The following is a 20,792-nucleotide window of genomic DNA, read 5'->3' as shown; positions in this document are numbered from 1 at the left end:
CGCACCCGGCCGATCCCCCCGCCGACCGGCCCCCGTTCCGCCCCGCCGAGGAGACCCACCCCATGCCCCGCTTCAACCGCCCACCCGAATGGCAGCAGCACGCGGACCGGCATTCGCAGCTGATCGACCCGGTGCTCACCGTCCGCCAGCTGTCCCGCTTCGAGCTCTCGATCAAGCACGTGGTCCGCATCGACCACGCACTGGTCTTCTCCACCCCCAAGGGCGGCTACGAGGCGTACCTGCCACCGCGCCGCCCGAGCCGCAGCGAGATCGCCGCCCACCGGTACACGGCCGTGTACGAGGTGGACATGGGCGTGCACCCGTTCACCGGCACGTTCCCCCTGCCCAGCGACAACGACGCCTTCGAGTTCACCGCCGAGGTCGACTTCTCCTGGCAGGTGCTGGATCCCGCGCGGTTCGTCGCCAGCGGCCACCGGGACGTGCCGGACATGCTGATCGGGCAGCTCCAGCAGGCGGCCCGGCCGGTGTCCCGCCGGTTCCCCATCGCGGGGAGCGCGACGGCCGAGGAGGAGCTGCTACGCGCGCTGACCTCGCTCGATCCGCTCGGCGCGACCGCCGGGCTGATGGTCACCTGGACCCTGCGGATCAAGCGGGACCTGGCCAACATCGAGCACCAGCAGCGGCTCCAGGCGATCGACCACTCGGCCACCGAGCAGGTGCACACCGCCCGGCGCGGCACCGAGGTCGACGCCGAGGTGGACCTCAGGGCGCGCGAGCAGGACCGGCTGCAGATCGAGCGCGCGCTGGCCTTCGGCCGGCAGCAGCAGGAGCTCGCCCTCCAGCAGGCGCACTGGCAGCACGAGCAGACCATGCTGCACGGCACGCAGCAGTACCAGGTCGCCGCGCAGCAGGCCCAGTACGCCCTGGCGATGCAGCACTACGAGGCGCAGAAGATCGAGTTCTACCAGGCGCACCTCCAGCAGGGCGGCGTCCAGGCCTGGGCGCTGCACCTGTCCGAGCACCCCGAGGACACCGGTCTGGTCATGAACGCCATGCGGGACGACCAGCTCCGCATGATCCAGGCGCAGATGGAGCTGGTGAAGGAACTGCTGGCCGGTGAGAACGCGGAGAAGTTCGAGCTGGAGGGGCCCAAGCAGCTGGCCCTGCGCACGGTCAGCGACATCCTGAACCAGCGCCTGCCCGGCGTGGCCCAGAACCCGCCCCTGGTCCCGTCGTCAGACGGCCAGGCCCCGGGTCTCCCTCCCGGCACGGTCCCGCCCGGCGCGGAGCCCGGCGGCACCGCGGCGACGGGGGCCCATGCCGGAACGCCGCAGGGCGCCGAGGGAGCCGGGGCCGCCGCACCCGGGCCGCAGGACGCGGCGCCGTACGCCGTGCCCCAGCCGCCCGCGTTCCCCTACCCGGGCATGACGGCCCCGACGGCTCCACCGGTGCCCGGAGCCCCGCCCCACGCGCCTCCTCCCGGCCCGCCCCTCACTCCCCCGGCCATGCCTCCGCAGGGCACCCCGCCTACCGGAACGCCGTACGGCAGCCCCGGCGGCCCGGGCGGCCCGGTCCCGACGGCCCCGCCCGGAGCGGTACCCGGGCCCGGGGTGCAGCCGACGGCGCCGTACCTCCCGGCGCAGCCGCCGTACACCCCGCCGCAGCCGTCGGCAGGTCCGGTACCGGGATCCCCCGGAGCGCCCGCGGGAGCACCCGGCGCCCCGGGACCGTACGCGCCCCACCAGGGTCCCCCCGCCCCGCAGGCCACGTCTCCGACGGCGTCCGGCGGGGCGGCCCCGGGCTGGCAGGCGCCGCCCGGCTACGGAAGCATCCCGACAGCACCCCCGCAGCCCCCCTCCCAGCCGACCGGCCCGGCGCACAGCGCCCCGCAACAGCCCGCACCACGGCCGGCCGCCCAGGCACCCACCGCACCCGCGCCTTCCGGTGCGGCCTCCCCGCGGCCCTCCTCCCCCGGCACCGGTGCGCAGAGCGACGCGTCGGCCTCGTCGGCGGCCGCGGACCCGGCCGCCGACGAGGCCGACGACGGCGGTGCCGCATGACGACGACCGGCGAGCCCGTGCCCATGACCGGTGCGTCCGCCCGGGCGCAGCTCTGCGAGCGGCTGCTGGCGGATCTGCGGGGCGAGATCGCGCGGGCCGACAGCAAGGCGTCCGTGCTGGTCGCCGCGCTCGGGCTGGCGGGGGGCGTGTTCAGCGGGATGCTCGCCGGGCGCGACTGGTCCCCGGCCGCGCTGTCCGGTCCGGGCAGCGTCGCGTGGTGGGCCGGGATCGCCGCACTCGCCCTGTCCCTGTTCGCCCTGCTGCTGGCCGTCCTGCCGCGCTACCGCCGGGACGCGTGGGAGCCGGGCCTGCCCCTGTCGTACTTCGGAGACATCCAGCAAGCCGTCCGCACGAACCGGCTGGAGACCGCGCTCGCCGACACCGAGCGCGACCCCGCGGCCGGTCTGGTCGCGGCCCTCACCGAGACGAGTGGGATCGCCGCACGCAAGCACCAGTGGATCCGCACCGGCCTGATCGCGTTCTGCGTCGGCACGGTCCTGGTGCCGGCCTCCCTGCTCATCGGCTGACCGCCACCGTCCCCGCACAGAGAAGGAATCCGGAACCCCATGACCCAGCCGCCGCCCACACCGCCGGAACACCCCGGGCAACCCGCGACACCCCCGCCCGGGCAGACCCCTCCCTACCCGCAGCAACCGCAGTACCCGCAGCCGGCGGCAGCACCACAGCAGCCGCAGTACCCGCAGCAGCCACAGCCTGCGGTCGCACCGCAGTACCCGCAGCAGCCACAGCCTGCGGTCGCACCGCAGTACCCGCAGCCTCCCGGCGCCGGGTACCCGCCCCCTCAGCACCAGCCGCAGCAGCCCGGCCCCGGGCCGTCGCCGTTCCAGCAGGCCGCCCCGGGGTACCCGCAGGCCCCGCAGCCGCCGCAGCCGCCCGGGTACCCCGCGGCACCCCACCACCCCGGCGCCCCGGGCCATCCGTACCCCCAGGCGCCCACCTCCGCCGCCGTTCCCCCGCAGTACCCCCAGGCTCCCGCGCAGCCGGCGGCTCCCCCACCGGCGGCCCCGGCCGCCCCGCAGGCACCTGCCGCCGCGGACGACACCGACCACCCCCACCACATCAGCACCGGACCGCGCCGCGTCCACATCTCCGCCCACCAGCGGCGCACCGACGCCACCACCGTGGGCAGCCTGCTGCTGCACCTGCCGAACTTCCTGTGCAGCCTCTTCGTCGTCGCCCTGATCTCCCTGCTCTTCGGCGACTTCGGGCCGGTGCTGATACTCGCCTGGCTCGCGACCGGCGCGCTCGTCTTCCACCGCCCCACGGAACGCACCCTCGCGCGCCATCTGCTCCGCCTGCGCTACCCCACGCCGCAGGAACGAGCCAAACTCGAACCGGTCTGGCAGGAGGTGACCACGCGGGCCGGTGTGGACGGCCGGATCTACGAGCTGTGGGTGGAGGACAGCGACCATCTGAACGCCGTCGCGGCGGCCGGGCACATCGTCGGCGTCACCCGCTTCGCCATGACCGACCTGCCCAACGGCGAACTCGCCGCCGTCATGGCCCACGAGCTGGGGCACCACGTCGGCGGCCACGCCTGGTCCGGCCTGCTCGGCTACTGGTACGCGCTGCCGGGCCGGATCGCCTGGCGGGTGCTGCGCGTGATGACCACCGTGATGTTCCAGATGTCGCAGGCCTTCTCCTGCTTCGGCGTCCTCTTCTTCGGCCTGATCGTGGGCGGGATCGCCCTGGTGACCGTCAGCTCCCTGTACGGCCTGCCGCTGCTGGTCCTGGGCGTGCCCTACGCCCTCGCCGCCGTCGGCCGGCGCTCCGAGCTGCGGGCCGACCAGCACGCGGCGGCCCTCGGGTTCGCCCCGATGCTGGCCTCCGTGCTGGAGAAGATGCACCACGAGGAGGAGCAGGCCGTCGCCGCCCTCGCCGCCCGCAACGGCGGCTCCGCGCCCGCGGAGAGCCCGGTGAGCAAGCTGCTGGCCTCCCACCCGGACTACTACACCCGGCTGCACCACCTCCAGCCCTACCTCCAGCCGCAGCGGCACTGACACCGCGCCGCACCCGGGCATGCCGAAGGGCGGCCACCCCCGGATCGGGGATGACCGCCCTTCATGCTGCTCGCTTACTGGTTGTACGGACCGTAGTCGTAGTCCTCCAGCGGAACGGCCTGGCCGGAGCCGGTGCCGAACGGCGAGTAGTCGATGTCGTCGTAGCCGACGGCCGAGTACATCGCGGCCTTGGCCTCCTCGGTCGGCTCGACCCGGATGTTGCGGTAGCGGGACAGACCCGTACCGGCCGGGATGAGCTTACCGATGATGACGTTCTCCTTGAGGCCGATGAGGCTGTCGGACTTGGCGTTGATCGCCGCATCCGTCAGGACTCGGGTCGTCTCCTGGAAGGAGGCGGCCGACAGCCAGGACTCCGTCGCCAGCGAGGCCTTGGTGATACCCATCAGCTGCGGACGACCCGAGGCCGGGTGACCGCCCTCCTGGACCACACGACGGTTCTCGGTCTCGAACTTCGAGCGCTCGACCAGCTCGCCGGGCAGCAGCTCGGCGTCGCCGGACTCGATGATCGTCACTCGGCGGAGCATCTGCCGGATGATGATCTCGATGTGCTTGTCGTGGATCGACACGCCCTGCGAGTTGTACACCTTCTGGACCTCGCCGACCAGGTGGACCTGGACGGCACGCTGACCCAGGATGCGCAGCACGTCGTGCGGGTTCTCGGTACCCACGGTGAGCTTCTGGCCCACCTGGACGTGCTCGCCCTCGCTGACCAGGAGGCGGGCGCGCTTCGAGATCGGGAAGGCCGTCTCGTCGCTGCCGTCGTCCGGCGTGACGACGATCTTCTTGGTCTTCTCGGTCTCCTCGATCCGCACGCGGCCGGAGGCCTCGGAGATCGGGGCGACACCCTTGGGCTGACGCGCCTCGAAGAGCTCGACGACACGCGGCAGACCCTGGGTGATGTCGTCACCGGCCACACCACCGGTGTGGAAGGTACGCATCGTCAGCTGGGTACCGGGCTCACCGATGGACTGCGCGGCGATGATGCCGACCGCCTCGCCGATGTCCACCAGCTTGCCGGTGGCCAGCGAACGGCCGTAGCACATCGCGCAGGTGCCGACGGCGGACTCGCAGGTCAGGACCGAGCGGGTCTTGACCTCCTCGATGCCGCGCAGCACGAGCTCGTCGATGAGCACGTCGCCCAGGTCCGTGCCGGCCGGGGCCAGGACCTGGCCGTCGACCACGATGTCCTCGGCGAGGCAGCGCGCGTACACGGACGTCTCGACGTCCTCCGCCTTGCGCAGCACGCCGTCGGCGCCGCGGTCGGCGATCCGCAGCCGCAGGCCGCGCTCGGTGCCGCAGTCCTCCTCGCGGACGATGACGTCCTGGGAGACGTCGACCAGACGACGGGTGAGGTAACCCGAGTCGGCGGTCCGCAGGGCGGTGTCCGCCAGACCCTTACGGGCACCGTGCGTGGAGATGAAGTACTCCAGCACGGACAGGCCCTCACGGAAGGACGACTTGATCGGACGCGGGATCGTCTCGTTCTTCGCGTTCGACACCAGACCACGCATACCGGCGATCTGACGCATCTGCATCATGTTGCCTCGTGCACCCGAGTTCACCATCATGAAGATCGGGTTGGTCTTCGGGAAGTTCTCGTTCATCGCCTCGGCGACCTCGTTGGTCGCCTTGGTCCAGATCGCGATGAGCTCCTGCGTGCGCTCGTCCTTGGTGATCAGACCGCGCTCGTACTGCTTCTGGACCTTCTCGTCCTGCGCCTCGTAGCCCGCGACGATGGTCTTCTTCGCGTCGGGGACGACGACGTCGGAGATGGCGACGGTGACACCGGAACGGGTCGCCCAGTAGTAACCGGCCGACTTCAGGTTGTCCAGGGTCGCCGCGACGATGACCTTCGGGTAGCGCTCGGCCAGGTCGTTGACGATCTGGGAGAGCTGCTTCTTGCCGACCTCGTAGTCGACGAACGGGTAGTCCTCGGGCAGCAGCTCGTTGAAGAGCGCGCGGCCCAGGGTCGACCGCAGACGGAACGAGTCGCCCTGCTGCCACGCCCGCTCGCCGAGTGCCTCGTCGCCCTCCTCCGCGGCCGGCGGCGTCCAACCGCGCGGCGGAATGGTGCCGACGGGGAAGCGGATGTCGATCGGCGCCTGGAGCGAGAGCTCACCGGCGTCGAAGGCCATGATCGCCTCGGCGGTGGACGCGAACGAGCGGCCCTCGCCCTTGCCCTCGCGGCCTTCCTTGTCCGTGGTCAGGAAGAACAGACCCAGCACCATGTCCTGGGTCGGCATGGTGACCGGACGGCCGTCGGCGGGCTTGAGGATGTTGTTCGAGGACAGCATCAGGATGCGGGCCTCGGCCTGCGCCTCCGCGGACAGCGGCAGGTGCACGGCCATCTGGTCACCGTCGAAGTCCGCGTTGAACGCGGTGCAGACGAGCGGGTGGATCTGGATGGCCTTGCCCTCGACCAGCTGCGGCTCGAAGGCCTGGATGCCGAGGCGGTGCAGGGTGGGAGCACGGTTCAGCAGCACCGGGTGCTCGGCGATGACCTCTTCGAGGACGTCGTACACCACGGTGCGGCCGCGCTCGACCATGCGCTTGGCCGACTTGATGTTCTGCGCGTGGTTCAGGTCGACCAGACGCTTCATCACGAACGGCTTGAACAGCTCCAGCGCCATGTACTTCGGCAGACCGCACTGGTGCAGCTTCAGCTGCGGACCGACGACGATCACGGAACGCGCGGAGTAGTCCACACGCTTGCCGAGCAGGTTCTGGCGGAAGCGGCCCTGCTTGCCCTTGAGCATGTCGGACAGCGACTTCAGCGGACGGTTGCCGGGGCCCGTGACCGGGCGGCCGCGGCGGCCGTTGTCGAAGAGCGCGTCGACGGCCTCCTGGAGCATGCGCTTCTCGTTGTTCACGATGATCTCGGGGGCGCCGAGGTCGAGAAGCCGCTTCAGGCGGTTGTTGCGGTTGATCACACGGCGGTACAGGTCGTTCAGGTCGGAGGTCGCGAAGCGGCCACCGTCCAGCTGCACCATCGGACGCAGGTCCGGCGGGATGACCGGGACGCAGTCCAGGACCATGCCCTTGGGGCTGTTGGACGTCTGCAGGAACGCGGAGACGACCTTCAGCCGCTTCAGGGCGCGGGTCTTCTTCTGGCCCTTGCCGGTGCGGATGATCTCGCGGAGCCTCTCGGCCTCCTCGTCGAGGTCGAAGGACTCCAGGCGCTTCTGCAGCGCCGCGGCACCCATCGAGCCGTCGAAGTAGGTGCCGAAGCGGTCCCGCAGCTCGCGGTAGAGCAGCTCGTCGCCCTCGAGGTCCTGGACCTTGAGGTTCTTGAAGCGGGTCCACACCTCGTCGAGGCGGTCGATCTCGCGCTGCGCGCGGTCGCGAAGCTGCTTCATCTCGCGCTCGGCGCCCTCGCGCACCTTGCGGCGCACGTCCGCCTTGGCGCCCTCCGCCTCCAGCTCGGCCAGGTCGGTCTCGAGCTTCTTGGCGCGGGCCTCCAGGTCGGAGTCGCGGCGGTTCTCGATCTGCTGCCGCTCGACGGAGACGTGTGCCTCCAGGGAGGGCAGGTCGCGCGTGCGGCGCTCCTCGTCGACGTACGTGATCATGTACGCCGCGAAGTAGATGACCTTCTCCAGGTCCTTCGGGGCGAGGTCGAGCAGGTAGCCCAGGCGGGACGGGACACCCTTGAAGTACCAGATGTGCGTGACGGGAGCGGCCAGCTCGATGTGGCCCATCCGCTCACGACGCACCTTGGCGCGCGTGACCTCGACGCCGCAGCGCTCGCAGATGATGCCCTTGAAGCGGACGCGCTTGTACTTGCCGCAGTAGCACTCCCAGTCCCGGGTCGGGCCGAAGATCTTCTCGCAGAAGAGGCCGTCCTTCTCGGGCTTGAGGGTGCGGTAGTTGATGGTCTCGGGCTTCTTGACCTCGCCGTGGCTCCACTGCCGAATGTCGTCAGCGGTGGCCAGGCCGATCCGGAGCTCGTCGAAGAAGTTGACGTCGAGCACTATGCGTCAATCCCTCTCAGGGTCGTTAAGTCTGTGGTCTGAAACGGGGGCCTGGGGGTCGGCGGGGGCCTCGCACGGCGGCGAGGCCCCTACCGGACTCCCGTCAGACCTCTTCGACGCTGCTCGGCTCGCGCCGGGACAGGTCGATACCGAGCTCCTCCGCAGCGCGGAAGACGTCCTCGTCGGTGTCGCGCATCTCGATGGACATACCGTCGCTGGACAGCACCTCCACGTTCAGGCAGAGCGACTGCATCTCCTTGATGAGCACCTTGAAGGACTCGGGGATGCCGGGCTCGGGGATGTTCTCGCCCTTGACGATGGCCTCGTAGACCTTCACGCGGCCGGTGACGTCGTCGGACTTGATGGTCAGCAGTTCCTGGAGCGCGTAGGCGGCGCCGTAGGCCTCGAGGGCCCACACCTCCATCTCGCCGAAGCGCTGGCCACCGAACTGCGCCTTACCACCCAGCGGCTGCTGGGTGATCATCGAGTACGGACCGGTCGAGCGGGCGTGCAGCTTGTCGTCGACCAGGTGGTGCAGCTTGAGGATGTACATGTAGCCGACGGAGATCGGGTCCGGGAACGGCTCGCCGGAGCGGCCGTCGAACAGCCGCGCCTTGCCGGACGGCAGCATCATGCGGTCGCCGTCGCGGTTGGGCAGGGCGTAGTCGAACAGGCCGGCCAGCTCGTCCTCGCGCGCGCCGTCGAAGACCGGCGTGGCGACGTTGGTCCGGGCGGGGACGTCGTCGGCGCCGATGGCCTTCAGACGCTCCATCCACTCCTCGCTGCCCTCGACCTTCCAGCCCTGGGAGGCGAGCCAGCCGAGGTGGATCTCCATGACCTGTCCCGGGTTCATCCGGGACGGGACACCGAGCGGGTTGAGGATGATGTCGACCGGGGTGCCGTCCTCCAGGAACGGCATGTCCTCGATCGGCAGGATCTTGGAGATGACGCCCTTGTTGCCGTGGCGGCCGGCGAGCTTGTCACCATCGGTGATCTTGCGCTTCTGCGCGACGTAGACGCGGACCAGCTGGTTCACGCCGGGCGGCAGCTCGTCGCCCTCCTCGCGGTCGAAGACGCGCACGCCGATGACCTTGCCGGTCTCGCCGTGCGGCACCTTCAGCGAGGTGTCACGGACCTCACGGGCCTTCTCACCGAAGATCGCGCGCAGCAGGCGCTCCTCCGGCGTCAGCTCGGTCTCGCCCTTCGGGGTCACCTTGCCGACGAGGATGTCACCGGCGACGACCTCGGCACCGATGCGGATGATGCCGCGCTCGTCGAGGTCGGCGAGGACCTCCTCGGAGACGTTCGGGATGTCCCGGGTGATCTCCTCGGGGCCGAGCTTGGTGTCACGGGCGTCGACCTCGTGCTCCTCGATGTGGATCGAGGAGAGGACGTCGTCCTGCACCAGGCGCTGGCTGAGGATGATGGCGTCCTCGTAGTTGTAGCCCTCCCACGGCATGAACGCCACGAGGAGGTTCTTGCCGAGCGCCATCTCACCGTCCTCGGTGGCGGGACCGTCGGCGAGGACCTGGCCCTCGATGATGCGGTCGCCCTCGTTGACGATGACCTTCTGGTTGACCGAGGTGCCCTGGTTGGAGCGGGAGAACTTGGCCAGCCGGTACGTGATGTACGTGCCGTCGTCGTTGGCGGTGGTGATGTAGTCCGCGGAGACCTCCTGGACCACACCGGCCTTCTCGGCCTTGACGACGTCGCCGGCGTCGACGGCGGAGCGGTACTCCATGCCGGTGCCGACGAGCGGGGACTCCGCCTGGATCAGCGGAACGGCCTGGCGCATCATGTTCGCGCCCATGAGGGCACGGTTGGCGTCGTCGTGCTCCAGGAAGGGGATCATGGCGGTCGCGACCGACACCATCTGGCGCGGCGAGACGTCCATGTAGTCCACGTCGGTGCCGGGGACGTAGTCGACCTCGCCGCCGCGGCGGCGGACCAGGACGCGGTTCTCGGCGAAGCGCATCTCCTCCGTCAGCGGCGCGTTGGCCTGCGCGATGACGAAGCGGTCCTCCTCGTCGGCGGTCAGGTAGTCGACCTCGTCGGTGACCTGGCCCTCGACGACCTTGCGGTACGGGGTCTCGATGAAACCGAAGGCGTTGACCCGGCCGTAGGAGGCCAGCGAGCCGATCAGACCGATGTTCGGGCCTTCGGGCGTCTCGATCGGGCACATGCGGCCGTAGTGCGACGGGTGCACGTCGCGGACCTCGAAGCCGGCCCGCTCACGGGAGAGACCACCCGGGCCGAGGGCGTTCAGACGACGCTTGTGCGTCAGCCCCGACAGCGGGTTGTTCTGGTCCATGAACTGGGACAGCTGGCTGGTGCCGAAGAACTCCTTGATGGAGGCGACGACCGGCCGGATGTTGATCAGGGTCTGCGGCGTGATCGCCTCGACGTCCTGCGTGGTCATGCGCTCACGCACGACGCGCTCCATCCGGGCCAGGCCGGTGCGGACCTGGTTCTGGATGAGCTCGCCGACGCTGCGGATGCGGCGGTTGCCGAAGTGGTCGATGTCGTCGGTCTCGACGATGATCGTCCGGTCGGACTCGGAGGTGGTCTCGGTCTCACCGGCGTGCAGCTTCACCAGGTACTTGATCGTCGCGAGGATGTCCTCGACGGTCAGGACGCCGGCGTCGAGCGCGGTGTCCGTACCCAGCTTCTTGTTGACCTTGTAGCGGCCGACCTTGGCGAGGTCGTAGCGCTTGGGGTTGAAGTACAGGTTCTCCAGCAGCGTCTGCGCGGCCTCACGCGTCGGGGGCTCGCCCGGGCGCAGCTTGCGGTAGATGTCGAGCAGCGCGTCGTCCTGGCCCTGGGTGTGGTCCTTCTCCAGGGTGGCGCGCATGGACTCGTACTCGCCGAACTCCTCGAGGATCTGCTCGGTCGTCCAGCCGAGCGCCTTGAGCAGGACGGTCACGGACTGCTTGCGCTTGCGGTCGATGCGGACACCGACCATGTCGCGCTTGTCGATCTCCATCTCCAGCCAGGCACCCCGGGACGGGATGATCTTGGCGGAGAAGATGTCCTTGTCGGACGTCTTGTCGATGCTGGAGTCGAAGTAGACACCCGGCGAACGGACCAGCTGCGACACCACGACACGCTCGGTGCCGTTGATGACGAAGGTGCCCTTGTTCGTCATGAGCGGGAAGTCGCCCATGAAGACGGTCTGGGACTTGATCTCGCCGGTCTCGTTGTTGGTGAACTCGGCCGTGACGAAGAGCGGCGCGGCGTACGTGAAGTCGCGCTCCTTGCACTCGTCGATCGAGTTCTTCGGCGGCTCGAAGCGGTGGTCGCGGAAGGTCAGCGACATCGACCCGGAGAAGTCCTCGATCGGGGAGATCTCCTCGAAGATCTCCTCGAGGCCGGACTTGGTGGGGACGTCCTGACCGTTCTCGAGAGCCTCCTCGACCCGACTCTGCCAGGCGGTGTTGCCGAGCAGCCAGTCAAAGCTCTCGGTCTGCAGCGCGAGCAGGTTCGGAACCTCGAGAGGCTCCTTGATCTTTGCAAAGGAGATGCGCAGCGGGGCGGTGCTGGCGCCGTTGTTCGTATTCGCGATCGAGGCAGTGCGCGAGGCGGCCAAGAGGGGGTCCTTCCGAGGGCTCGGACTCACTACGCGCGTACCGGCCCCTCACCCGTACACAGAGACAGAAGTCCCAGGTCGGAGACCATCTGTCGGTCAGTGCTCGAGTGAGGGCAGACCCCTGGTGACGGGCAGGGGACAGCTAACAGGCAGCGCAAAGGGTCAGTGTAGCCACATGGCACACTGATGTCCAGTCCCGATTTACTGAGACTCCCATTGTTCTCAACGCCTGCGGCATGCCTGCCCTCAACGCACGTTGATACTGCCCTCTTCGCCGTCGATCCATGCCTCGGATTCGGATCCTTGTGACGACGCGTCCTGAGAATTGCGCGCTGCGTGCGGTTCGTCAAGGCCCCCTTGCCCGAACCGGGGCTTCCTGAGACACGACGAAGATCACCTTACCCCTCGCGCACCGAGGTGCAAGGCGGCCCGCGCCGGACCCCGGGGAACGCCGAAAGGCGACCACCCAGATGGATGATCGCCCTTCGGTGCGTTCGCGTTACAGCCCCTGCGGGGCCGGTCTCGCTGTCGCGGAGGTCGCGAAGGTCCTACTTGACCTCGACCGAGGCGCCGGCGCCCTCGAGGGCCTCCTTGGCCTTGTCCGCGGCCTCCTTGTTGACCTTCTCCAGGACGGCCTTCGGGGTGCCGTCGACCAGGTCCTTGGCCTCCTTCAGGCCGAGGGAGGTCAGCTCACGCACGACCTTGATGACCTGGATCTTCTTCTCACCGGCGCCGGTGAGGACGACGTCGAACTCGTCCTGCTCCTCGACAGCGGCGGCCTCGGCGCCACCGGCGGCACCGGCGACGACGACCGGGGCAGCGGCAGCGGCGGTGACGTCGAACTTCTCCTCGAAGGCCTTCACGAACTCGGAGAGCTCGATGAGGGTCATCTCCTCGAACTGCGCGAGCAGGTCTTCCTGGCTGAGCTTCGCCATGATGGCGGTCCTTCCACTAAATCGGCAGGTGCCGGATGTACTGGATGAGGCGGGCGTACGTCGGCCCGCGTCGGCCTCCGCGTTCGGTGAGCGGGGGCCGGGGTGCGAGCCGAGTTACTCGGCACCGCCCTGCTCGGCCTGCTTGGCGCGCAGCGCGTCCACGGTACGGACGAGCTTCGACGGCAGCGCCTGGAAGACGGAGGCAGCCTGGGACTGCTTCGCCTTGAAGGCACCGGCCAGCTTGCTGAGCAGAACCTCGCGGGACTCGAGGTCCGCAAGCTTCTTGATCTCGTCGGCGGACAGCGCCTTGCCGTCAAGGACACCGCCCTTGATGACGAGATTCGGGTTTTCCTTGGCGAAGTCACGGAGACCCTTCGCCGACTCCACCGGGTCACCGGTGACGAAGGCGACAGCCGTCGGACCGTTGAACAGGTCGTCCAGCGTCGTGATCCCGGCCTCGTTGGCCGCAATCTTGGTCAGCGTGTTCTTCACCACGGCGTACTGGGCGTTCTCACCGAGTGCAAGACGCAGCTTCCTGGTCTGCGCCACGGTGAGACCCCGGTACTCGGTCAGCACGGCAGCCGACGAGTTGCGGAACTTGTCCGTCAGCTCGGCAACCGCAGCAGCCTTGTCGGGCCTCGCCATAGAGCCTCGGCCTCCTTCCGGGTGATTCGGACCGCGCGGACCCGAAGGAGGACTGGGGTAAAACGAAACGCCCCGGCGCAGGCGCACGGGGCGGACTCGACCGGATCGCACACACATGGCACGCGCGCACCGGGAGTTCTTCCACTGTCACCTGCGCGGGTCGTCCGCATTTTCAGCGGATCCTTCGGCCACCGACCCCGGCAGGGGCACGGCAACGACCAGCGGTCTTTGGCTTCCTGAGGAGAGTAAGGGAACGGGCCGCCGTCAAGCAAATCCGCTCATGCGGCGCCCGCTCCCGTGGCTCGCCGGCTCTCAGGCGTCGTCGCCCTTCATCATCGCGGCGAGGTCGGCGACGTCCCCGGCGGGCGGGGCCGCGACGGTCACCGGCTTGTTGACGTCGAAGAAGGTGATCGTCATGTCGAGCGGGCCCTTGTCGGCGTCGCCGCGCATGCGGAACCGCTTGGTGTGTTCGTCGCCGTCGACCCACAGGTCCATGGTGAGCCGGTCGACGCCCATCTTCTCGTACTGCTCGACGCTCTTCTTCCGCTTCTCGCGGGTGGCCTTGTCGGCCTTCTCGAAGGACTTCTCCAGGGCGTCGAGGGTGACGGTGCCCTTGTAGTGGGTCGTCCGCACACCCTCGACCGTCTCGGTGCCGACCTTCTTCACGTCCTTCGAGCCGGTGAGGAAGGTGGACGCGGCAGCCGGGTTCTGGTCGGCCTGGCCGCCTCCGAGCTGCTGGCCGTTGAGCTCCTTGTCCGCGCCCGTCGCGGACAGGTCCAACTTGATCCAGCTCTTGCCGTCCATCTCCTTGGCGGCCTCGGCGCCCCCGTCGATGTACATGGCGCCGTCGACGAGCCGCAGCTCCACCTGGCCGTCGGCGGCCTGATCCTCGGCGGTCATCTTCATGCTCATCGCGAGCGGCTCGACGTTCATCGCCGCATCGGCGTGGATGCGGCCCGTCTCCGGCACGGTGCCGGTGAGCCGGTACCGGAAGGACGTGATGTCGTCGGAGCTCTTCGCGGCCCTGGCGACCGCCGCGGCGGGCTCCATCTCCGGCGACGCGTCCCCCTTGGAGCAGCCGACCGCTCCGGCGAGGAGCAGCGCGGCGACGACGACGGCAGGTGTGGCAGGCTTCATCGGTTCCCCCCAGGAACGACATGGTCGGTGCACGGCGACTCGGTGCACGGCAGCGGTGTCATGACCATATCCCCTCGTTACCGACGGGTCGCCTCGATTCCGGCGGCCTCCGCCCGCCCACCACCCCGCGCAGCCCGGAGTGCCGCCTGCCCACGAGGTCGTCACGGAGGCCCGGACACCGTGGAGGCCCGCCGTGGGGGTTGGCCGTGGAGGCCGGAGTGCGCCGCGCGCGTGGGCAGCTCCCGGCGCCCTGTGGACGCCCTGCGGACTTCTACGGACCTCTGTGGGGCCTGTGGGGTCTGTGGGCTTCCGGAGCCGGGGGAACGTGGTTCTCGGCGCCGCTCGGGGCCCTGCACGCCGTCACAGCGACGCTCGCGGCCAGAACAGGGGGGAGGGGCTGGGCGGGCGGGGGGCGTCGGGAGGCCGCCGCGACGGCCGCCGCGTCCGACGACGGGGGCGCATCGCTCCCCGCGGTCCCCGTGCTCCCCGACCCCGTGGCGCCCGAGATCAGCGCGATCCCTCCTGCTCTTCGGGCCGGCCCGGTGGTGGGGACCCGCGGAACGGGAACGGGCCCCGCACCCGGAGGGTGCGGGGCCCGTGTCCGACTTCGGTGAGCCGTCAGGCTCAGACCGCGGCCGGGTCCTCCTCGGTGAGGAGGTTGCGGGTGCGGTTCGGGTCGACCGGGATGCCGGGGCCCATCGTGGTGGTGATGGCGGCCTTCTTGATGTAGCGACCCTTGGCGGCGGACGGCTTCAGACGGAGGATCTCCTCCAGCGCGGCGCCGTAGTTCTCCACCAGCTTCGAGTCGTCGAAGGACGACTTGCCGATGATGAAGTGCAGGTTCGAGTGCTTGTCGACGCGGAACTCGATCTTGCCGCCCTTGATCTCGGTGACGGCCTTGGTCACGTCGGGGGTGACGGTGCCGGTCTTCGGGTTCGGCATCAGACCACGCGGACCGAGCACGCGGCCGAGGCGGCCGACCTTGCCCATGAGGTCCGGGGTGGCGACGACGGCGTCGAAGTCCAGGCGACCCTTCGAGACCTCGTCGATCAGTTCGTCGGCACCGACGATGTCGGCGCCCGCGGCACGCGCGGCCTCGGCACGGTCGCCGGTCGCGAAGACCAGGACCCGGGCGGTCTTACCGGTGCCGTGCGGAAGGTTCACGGTGCCACGGACCATCTGGTCGGCCTTGCGCGGGTCGACGCCCAGACGGAAGGCGACCTCGACGGTGGCGTCGAACTTGGTCGTGGAGGTCTCCTTGGCGAGACGGACGGCCTCGAGCGGGGCGTAGAGCTTGTCCCGGTCGACCTTGGCGTCCGCAGCCTTGAGAGCCTTGCTGCGCTTGCTCACTTCTGTCTCCTGTGTTGTCGCTAGGAGTCGTGGTCCGGGCCGAGCAGGCCCCGCCACGTGCTTCTGCTGGGGGTGGTGGGGGGTCAGCCCTCGACGGTGACGCCCATGGACCGGGCGGTGCCGGCGATGATCTTCGCGGCAGCGTCCAGGTCGTTGGCGTTGAGGTCGGGCATCTTGGTCTGGGCGATCTCGCGGACCTGCGCCTCGGTGATCTTGGCGACCTTGGTCTTGTGCGGCTCGCCGGAGCCCTTGTCCACACCCGCAGCCTTGAGGATCATCTTCGCGGCCGGCGGCGTCTTGGTGATGAAGGTGAAGGAGCGGTCCTCGTAGACCGTGATCTCCACCGGCACGACCCAACCGCGCTGCGACTCGGTCGCGGCGTTGTAGGCCTTGCAGAACTCCATGATGTTGACGCCGTGCTGACCCAGCGCCGGGCCGACCGGCGGAGCCGGGTTGGCTGCGCCGGCCTGGATCTGGAGCTTGATGAGCCCCGTGACCTTCTTCTTCTTGGGAGGCATGCTCTCTCCGGGTCCTTACTGAGAGGTTGATTACCATCTGCACCATTCGGATGCATGATCCTGCAGATGGCATACCGCACCACGATAGCCGCCACCGCCCCTCGGCACGAAATCGCCCAGGTCAGAGGTAGCGGCGGGGGTGACCGAAGGCGCGGCCCACCGGCCCGGACGCGGTCACCCGCGGCCCGGTCGTACGGTGCTCGGGACAGCGGCTCCCGGGCCCGTCGTGCGGTGCTCGGGACAGCGGCTCCCGGGCCCGGTCGCGCCGGGAGTCGCCCCACGGCTGCACTCCGGGCCCCGCTCGCCGGCACGGCCGCGTCCGGCACGGGCGCACGGTCGCACCGAGGGCCCGCGGACCCGGTGGCCGCGGCGCGGGAAGGCGACCATCGCCCCCGGGCGGCCCCGAGGCCGCCACAGGACGGCCCGGAACGCGGCGGAGCCCCTGCCCGGCGGGGAGACCGCCGGGCAGGGGCTCTGCCGGATGATCGCGTCGTCAGTTCTTCTGGATCTGGTCGAAGGACAGCTCGACCGGCGTCTCGCGCCCGAAGATCTCCACCAGGCCCTTGACCTTCTTGGAGTCGGGGTTGATCTCGTTGATGGTCGCCTGGAGCGTGGCGAAGGGACCGTCGGTGACGGTGACCGAGTCGCCCACCTCGAAGTCCAGCACCTGGACCTCGACCTTGCGCTGCGGCGCCGGCTTGCCTTCGGCCTCGGCGGCCTCGCGGGCGGCCTTCTCCTCGGCCTCCGGGGCGAGCATCTTGACGATCTCGTCCAGCGTCAGCGGGTACGGGTCGTAGGCGTTGCCCACGAAGCCGGTGACACCCGGGGTGTTGCGGACGACGCCCCAGGACTCGTTCGTCAGGTCCATGCGGACCAGGACGTAACCCGGCAGCTTGTTCTGCTTGATCGTCTTGCGGTCGCCGTTCTTGATCTGGACGACCTCTTCCTGCGGCACCTCGGCCTGGAAGATGTAGTCCTCGACGTTCAGCGAGACGGCGCGCTGCTCCAGGTTGGTCTTCACGCGGTTCTCGTAGCCGGCGTACGTGTGGATGACGTACCACTCGCCGGGCAGGGTGCGCAGTTCCTCGCGCAGCGCCTGGACGGGGTCGACCGGCTCGGCCTCCTCCGCCTCCTCGACCTCGTCGAGCGCCTCGACGGCGTCTTCGGCACCCTCGGCGCCCTCGACCGTCTCCTCGGTGTGCAGCGCGGCCTCCTCGGCGGGCTCGCCCACCTCGGCGTCGGCAGCCTCGACCTCGTCCAGGTCCTCGTCCGCGCCCTCGACGATGTCGAGCTCGTCGTCGACGGACTCGACGTCCTCCGCGCGAGGCTCGACGGCGTCGTTCAGGTTCTGGTCAGACACGGTGGCTGCTTCTTCCTGGATACAGAGGGGTGGAACATGCGAAACGGGCGCCGGATACCTCGGCGCCCTTCGCTCTCGCCTCAGCCGAAGACGTACTTGGCTGCGTGGCTGAGCCCATAATCGATCACGGTCACCAGGGCGATCATGATGGCGACGAAGAAGATCACCACTGTCGTGTACGACGTCAGCTGGTTCCGCGTCGGCCAGACCACCTTGCGGAGTTCCGCGACGACCTGTCGGTAGAAGATCGCGAGGCGCTTCAGCGGGCCCTTCTTGGCGCGCTTGCCACCCTTGCGGGTCTTCTTCTTCGACTCCGGCGCCTCATCCTGGGCGTCAGGCGTGTCGATGGAGCCCACGGCGTCCGCCATTAGTCCTCACCTGATCCCGGGTCGTGGCCGTGCCGCGCCCGGTCTGAGCCGCACGGCGGTGCATTGCTGTACGTACATGCGCACACATCCTGGCGAAGGTGTGTGTAGCAGGGCCGGAGGGACTTGAACCCCCAACCGCCGGTTTTGGAGACCGGTGCTCTACCAATTGAGCTACGACCCTTTGTGTGTCCCCCAACGTACCGCATCCGGTCGGGTGCTTGGTGTGCACCGACTGGGGTGCGGCTGCTGAAGGCCAACGAGGTGAGAGTGTACGTGGTCCGAAGCGCCCCGTCGAACAGAAAGGGCCCGTGAGGGCCCCGGAGACACAAGATCGGCGGGAAACGACCGGAAGATCACCCAGGCCGGCGCGGGGTTCCGGACTGGCGTTCGCCCCCGTCCCCTGTGCTGTTCAGTCTGTGAAACCCGCGTGCCGGGCTCGTTTCCGGTCTGAAACCATGGGCGGTATGAGCGCTGCAACCCCTCCCACCGAGCGCCGGGTATCGGCCCGCATCGGCGCGATCTCCGAGTCCGCCACCCTCGCCGTGGACGCCAAGGCCAAGGCTCTGAAGGCCGCCGGGCGCCCGGTGATCGGCTTCGGCGCGGGCGAGCCCGACTTCCCGACCCCCGGCTACATCGTCGATGCGGCCGTCGAGGCCTGCAAGAACCCGAAGTACCACCGCTACACCCCGGCGGGCGGCCTGCCCGAGCTGAAGGCCGCGATCGCCGCGAAGACGCTGCGTGACTCCGGCTACGAGGTCGAGACCACCCAGGTCCTCGTCACCAACGGCGGCAAGCAGGCCATCTACGAGGCCTTCGCGGCCGTCCTGGACCCGGGCGACGAGGTCATCGTCCCGGCCCCGTACTGGACGACGTACCCTGAGTCGATCCGCCTGGCCGGCGGTGTCCCGGTCGAGGTCGTCGCCGACGAGACGACCGGCTACCGGGTGAGCGTGGAGCAGCTGGAGGCCGCCCGCACCGAGAACACCAAGGTGCTTCTCTTCGTGTCGCCGTCGAACCCGACCGGCGCCGTCTACACCCGCGAGCAGATCGAGGAGATCGGCCGCTGGGCGGCGGAGAAGGGCCTGTGGGTCCTCACCGACGAGATCTACGAGCACCTCGTCTACGGCGACGCCGAGTTCCACTCGCTGCCCGTGGTCGTGCCCGAGCTGGCCGACAAGTGCATCGTCGTCAACGGCGTCGCCAAGACGTACGCCATGACGGGCTGGCGCGTGGGCTGGGTCATCGGTCCGAAGGACGTCGTCAAGGCCGCCACCAACCTCCAGTCGCACGCCACCTCCAACGTCTCCAACGTCGCCCAGGTCGCCGCCCTGGCCGCCGTCTCCGGCGACCTGTCGGCCGTGGAGCGGATGCGCGAGGCCTTCGACCGGCGGCGGCGGACCATCGTGCGGATGCTGAACGAGATCGACGGCGTGCTCTGCCCGGAGCCCGAGGGCGCCTTCTACGCCTACCCGTCGGTCAAGGGCCTGCTCGGCAAGGAGATCCGCGGCAAGCGTCCGCAGGACACCGTCGAGCTGGCCGCGCTCATCCTGGAGGAGGCGGAGGTCGCCGTCGTCCCGGGTGAGGCGTTCGGCACCCCGGGCTACCTGCGGTTGTCGTACGCGCTCGGCGACGAGGACCTCGTCGAGGGCGTGAGCCGCCTCCAGAAGCTGCTGGCGGAGGCCAGGGACTGACGTACTCCGGCTCCGGACCCCTACGGGCCGGTGTCCCCTCCCCGGGGGGGCGCCGGCCCCTTCGTTTGTGCGAGCAAGGCCACGTTCGGGGAATGCGCTACCCGGACCGCCGGGACGTACGGCAGGATCCTGGGATGGAGCGTGTACGTGATCTCTCTGGGCTGCCGAAGGCCCACCTGCACCTGCACTTCACCGGATCGATGCGGCCCGGAACCGTGCTGGAACTGGCCGACAAGTACGGCGTGCGCCTGCCGGAGGCCCTGACCGAAGCACTGACCGGCGGGGAGCCGCCGCGGCTGCGGGCGACGGACGAGCGGGGCTGGTTCCGCTTCCAGCGGCTGTACGACGCGGCGCGCTCCTGCCTGCGTGAGCCCGAGGACCTCCAGCGGCTGGTCCGGGAGGCCGCACAGGAGGACCTGGCCGACGGCTCGGGCTGGCTGGAGATCCAGGTCGACCCGACGTCGTACGCGCCCCGGCTGGGAGGTCTGATCCCCACGTTGGAGATCATCCTCGACGCCGTGGAGAGGGCGAGCCGGGACACGGGGCTGGGCATGCGGGTCCTGGTCGCCGCGAACCGCATGAAGCACCCCCTGGACGCACGCACCCTGGCCCGGCTCGCGGTGCGGTACGCCGATCGGGGCGTGGTGGGCTTCGGGCTGTCCAACGACGAGCGCCGGGGCATGGCCCGGGACTTCGACCGCGCCTTCCACATCGCCCGGGAGGGCGGGCTGCTGTCCGCGCCCCACGGCGGCGAGCTGACGGGGCCGTCGTCGGTGCGGGACTGCCTGGACGACCTGCACGCCCACCGCGTCGGGCACGGCGTGCGGGCCGCGGAGGAGCCCCGCCTGCTGCGGCGCCTCGCCGAGCGCGGGGTGACGTGCGAGGTGTGCCCGGCCTCCAACGTGGCCCTGGGGGTGTACGAGAAGCCGGAGGACGTCCCGCTGCGCACCCTGTTCGAGGCGGGTGTGCCGATGGCGCTGGGCGCGGACGACCCGCTGCTGTTCGGCTCCCGGCTGGCGGCTCAGTACGAGATCGCCCGCCGGTACCACGGCTTCACGGACGAGGAGCTCGCCGAGCTGGCCCGCCAGTCGATCCGGGCGTCGGCGGCACCGGACGGCGTGCGCGACAAGCTGCTGTCGGGCGTGGACGACTGGCTGGCCGCCGGGTGAGG

General features: G+C 69.7%; 14 protein-coding genes and 1 tRNA gene. 5 read left to right on the top strand and 10 right to left on the bottom strand.

Annotated features, from left to right (window positions below):
• The first annotated feature begins 62 nt into the window (after nucleotides 1-62).
• Genes JS756_RS08660 through JS756_RS08650 form a run of 3 tightly spaced genes read left to right on the top strand, consistent with a single transcriptional unit; the run spans nucleotide 63 to nucleotide 4,042 of the window.
• The gene (locus tag JS756_RS08660; protein ID WP_205382424.1) at nucleotides 63-2,021 is read left to right on the top strand and encodes a hypothetical protein; all 1,959 of its coding nucleotides are present in this window, start codon (nucleotides 63-65) and stop codon (nucleotides 2,019-2,021) included.
• Nucleotides 2,018-2,548: a Pycsar system effector family protein gene (locus JS756_RS08655; protein ID WP_438817292.1), complete on the top strand. Its 531-nt coding sequence runs from the start codon at nucleotides 2,018-2,020 to the stop codon at nucleotides 2,546-2,548. Before JS756_RS08660 ends, JS756_RS08655 begins: the two co-directional genes overlap by 4 nt.
• 39 nt (nucleotides 2,549-2,587) lie before the next feature.
• On the top strand, nucleotides 2,588-4,042 hold the full coding sequence (locus JS756_RS08650; protein ID WP_205382423.1) for a M48 family metalloprotease: 1,455 nt from the start codon (nucleotides 2,588-2,590) through the stop codon (nucleotides 4,040-4,042).
• Nucleotides 4,043-4,116: 74 nt separating this feature from the next.
• Here JS756_RS08650 and JS756_RS08645 read toward each other — a convergent pair whose 3' ends face one another.
• The 10 genes from JS756_RS08645 to JS756_RS08600 form a co-directional block, all read right to left on the bottom strand.
• Complete coding sequence (locus JS756_RS08645) at nucleotides 4,117-8,031, bottom strand: DNA-directed RNA polymerase subunit beta' (RefSeq protein WP_205382422.1); 3,915 nt, start codon at nucleotides 8,029-8,031, stop codon at nucleotides 4,117-4,119.
• Between the two features lie 103 nt (nucleotides 8,032-8,134).
• Entirely contained in the window at nucleotides 8,135-11,617 is a 3,483-nt protein-coding gene (gene rpoB / locus JS756_RS08640) for a DNA-directed RNA polymerase subunit beta (protein ID WP_205382421.1), read from the bottom strand.
• Nucleotides 11,618-12,165: 548 nt separating this feature from the next.
• Nucleotides 12,166-12,552 carry a 50S ribosomal protein L7/L12 gene (gene rplL / locus JS756_RS08635; protein WP_205382420.1) on the bottom strand — a complete coding sequence of 129 codons (387 nt, stop codon included), beginning with the start codon at nucleotides 12,550-12,552 and terminating at the stop codon, nucleotides 12,166-12,168.
• Nucleotides 12,553-12,666: 114 nt separating this feature from the next.
• Entirely contained in the window at nucleotides 12,667-13,197 is a 531-nt protein-coding gene (gene rplJ, locus JS756_RS08630) for a 50S ribosomal protein L10 (RefSeq protein WP_110629788.1), read from the bottom strand.
• Between the two features lie 312 nt (nucleotides 13,198-13,509).
• Nucleotides 13,510-14,334 (bottom strand): SCO4651 family lipoprotein, encoded by an 825-nt coding sequence (locus JS756_RS08625; protein WP_205382419.1) that lies wholly within the window; start codon nucleotides 14,332-14,334, stop codon nucleotides 13,510-13,512.
• Between the two features lie 624 nt (nucleotides 14,335-14,958).
• Nucleotides 14,959-15,684, bottom strand: a complete 726-nt coding sequence (gene rplA / locus JS756_RS08620; protein WP_205382418.1) for a 50S ribosomal protein L1 — start codon at nucleotides 15,682-15,684, stop codon at nucleotides 14,959-14,961.
• An 83-nt stretch (nucleotides 15,685-15,767) separates the two neighbouring features.
• Nucleotides 15,768-16,202: a 50S ribosomal protein L11 gene (gene rplK / locus JS756_RS08615; protein WP_205382417.1), complete on the bottom strand. Its 435-nt coding sequence runs from the start codon at nucleotides 16,200-16,202 to the stop codon at nucleotides 15,768-15,770.
• A gap of 493 nt (nucleotides 16,203-16,695) precedes the next feature.
• Nucleotides 16,696-17,562, bottom strand: coding sequence for a transcription termination/antitermination protein NusG (gene nusG, locus JS756_RS08610; protein ID WP_205382416.1), 867 nt, complete (start codon nucleotides 17,560-17,562; stop codon nucleotides 16,696-16,698).
• Nucleotides 17,563-17,642: 80 nt separating this feature from the next.
• Nucleotides 17,643-17,930, bottom strand: coding sequence for a preprotein translocase subunit SecE (gene secE, locus JS756_RS08605; RefSeq protein WP_205382415.1), 288 nt, complete (start codon nucleotides 17,928-17,930; stop codon nucleotides 17,643-17,645).
• Between the two features lie 108 nt (nucleotides 17,931-18,038).
• Nucleotides 18,039-18,111: transfer RNA gene (locus JS756_RS08600), tRNA-Trp, on the bottom strand.
• A 283-nt stretch (nucleotides 18,112-18,394) separates the two neighbouring features.
• Between JS756_RS08600 and JS756_RS08595 the strand changes: the two genes are divergently transcribed.
• Together JS756_RS08595 and JS756_RS08590 are read left to right on the top strand one after the other, a co-directional pair.
• Entirely contained in the window at nucleotides 18,395-19,621 is a 1,227-nt protein-coding gene (locus JS756_RS08595; protein WP_205382414.1) for a pyridoxal phosphate-dependent aminotransferase, read from the top strand.
• 134 nt (nucleotides 19,622-19,755) lie between these two features.
• Nucleotides 19,756-20,790, top strand: a complete 1,035-nt coding sequence (locus JS756_RS08590) for an adenosine deaminase (protein ID WP_205382413.1) — start codon at nucleotides 19,756-19,758, stop codon at nucleotides 20,788-20,790.
• Nucleotides 20,791-20,792: the final 2 nt, after the last annotated feature.

It is taken from the genome of Streptomyces actuosus (assembly GCF_016921115.1).
GTDB lineage: Bacteria > Actinomycetota > Actinomycetes > Streptomycetales > Streptomycetaceae > Streptomyces > Streptomyces actuosus_A.
This window is presented reverse-complemented; position numbering and strand designations above follow the sequence as displayed.

Bases quoted from the DNA above. Each gene is read 5' to 3' on its own strand.
- secE (WP_205382415.1), bottom strand. From the start codon at position 17,930: ATGGCGGACGCCGTGGGCTCCATCGACACGCCTGACGCCCAGGATGAG.
- JS756_RS08660 (WP_205382424.1), top strand. From the start codon at position 63: ATGCCCCGCTTCAACCGCCCACCCGAATGGCAGCAGCACGCGGACCGG.
- rplL (WP_205382420.1), bottom strand. From the start codon at position 12,552: ATGGCGAAGCTCAGCCAGGAAGACCTGCTCGCGCAGTTCGAGGAGATG.
- rplK (WP_205382417.1), bottom strand. From the start codon at position 16,202: ATGCCTCCCAAGAAGAAGAAGGTCACGGGGCTCATCAAGCTCCAGATC.
- JS756_RS08625 (WP_205382419.1), bottom strand. From the start codon at position 14,334: ATGAAGCCTGCCACACCTGCCGTCGTCGTCGCCGCGCTGCTCCTCGCC.
- rplJ (WP_110629788.1), bottom strand. From the start codon at position 13,197: ATGGCGAGGCCCGACAAGGCTGCTGCGGTTGCCGAGCTGACGGACAAG.
- JS756_RS08655 (WP_438817292.1), top strand. From the start codon at position 2,018: ATGACGACGACCGGCGAGCCCGTGCCCATGACCGGTGCGTCCGCCCGG.
- JS756_RS08595 (WP_205382414.1), top strand. From the start codon at position 18,395: ATGAGCGCTGCAACCCCTCCCACCGAGCGCCGGGTATCGGCCCGCATC.
- JS756_RS08650 (WP_205382423.1), top strand. From the start codon at position 2,588: ATGACCCAGCCGCCGCCCACACCGCCGGAACACCCCGGGCAACCCGCG.
- JS756_RS08590 (WP_205382413.1), top strand. From the start codon at position 19,756: ATGGAGCGTGTACGTGATCTCTCTGGGCTGCCGAAGGCCCACCTGCAC.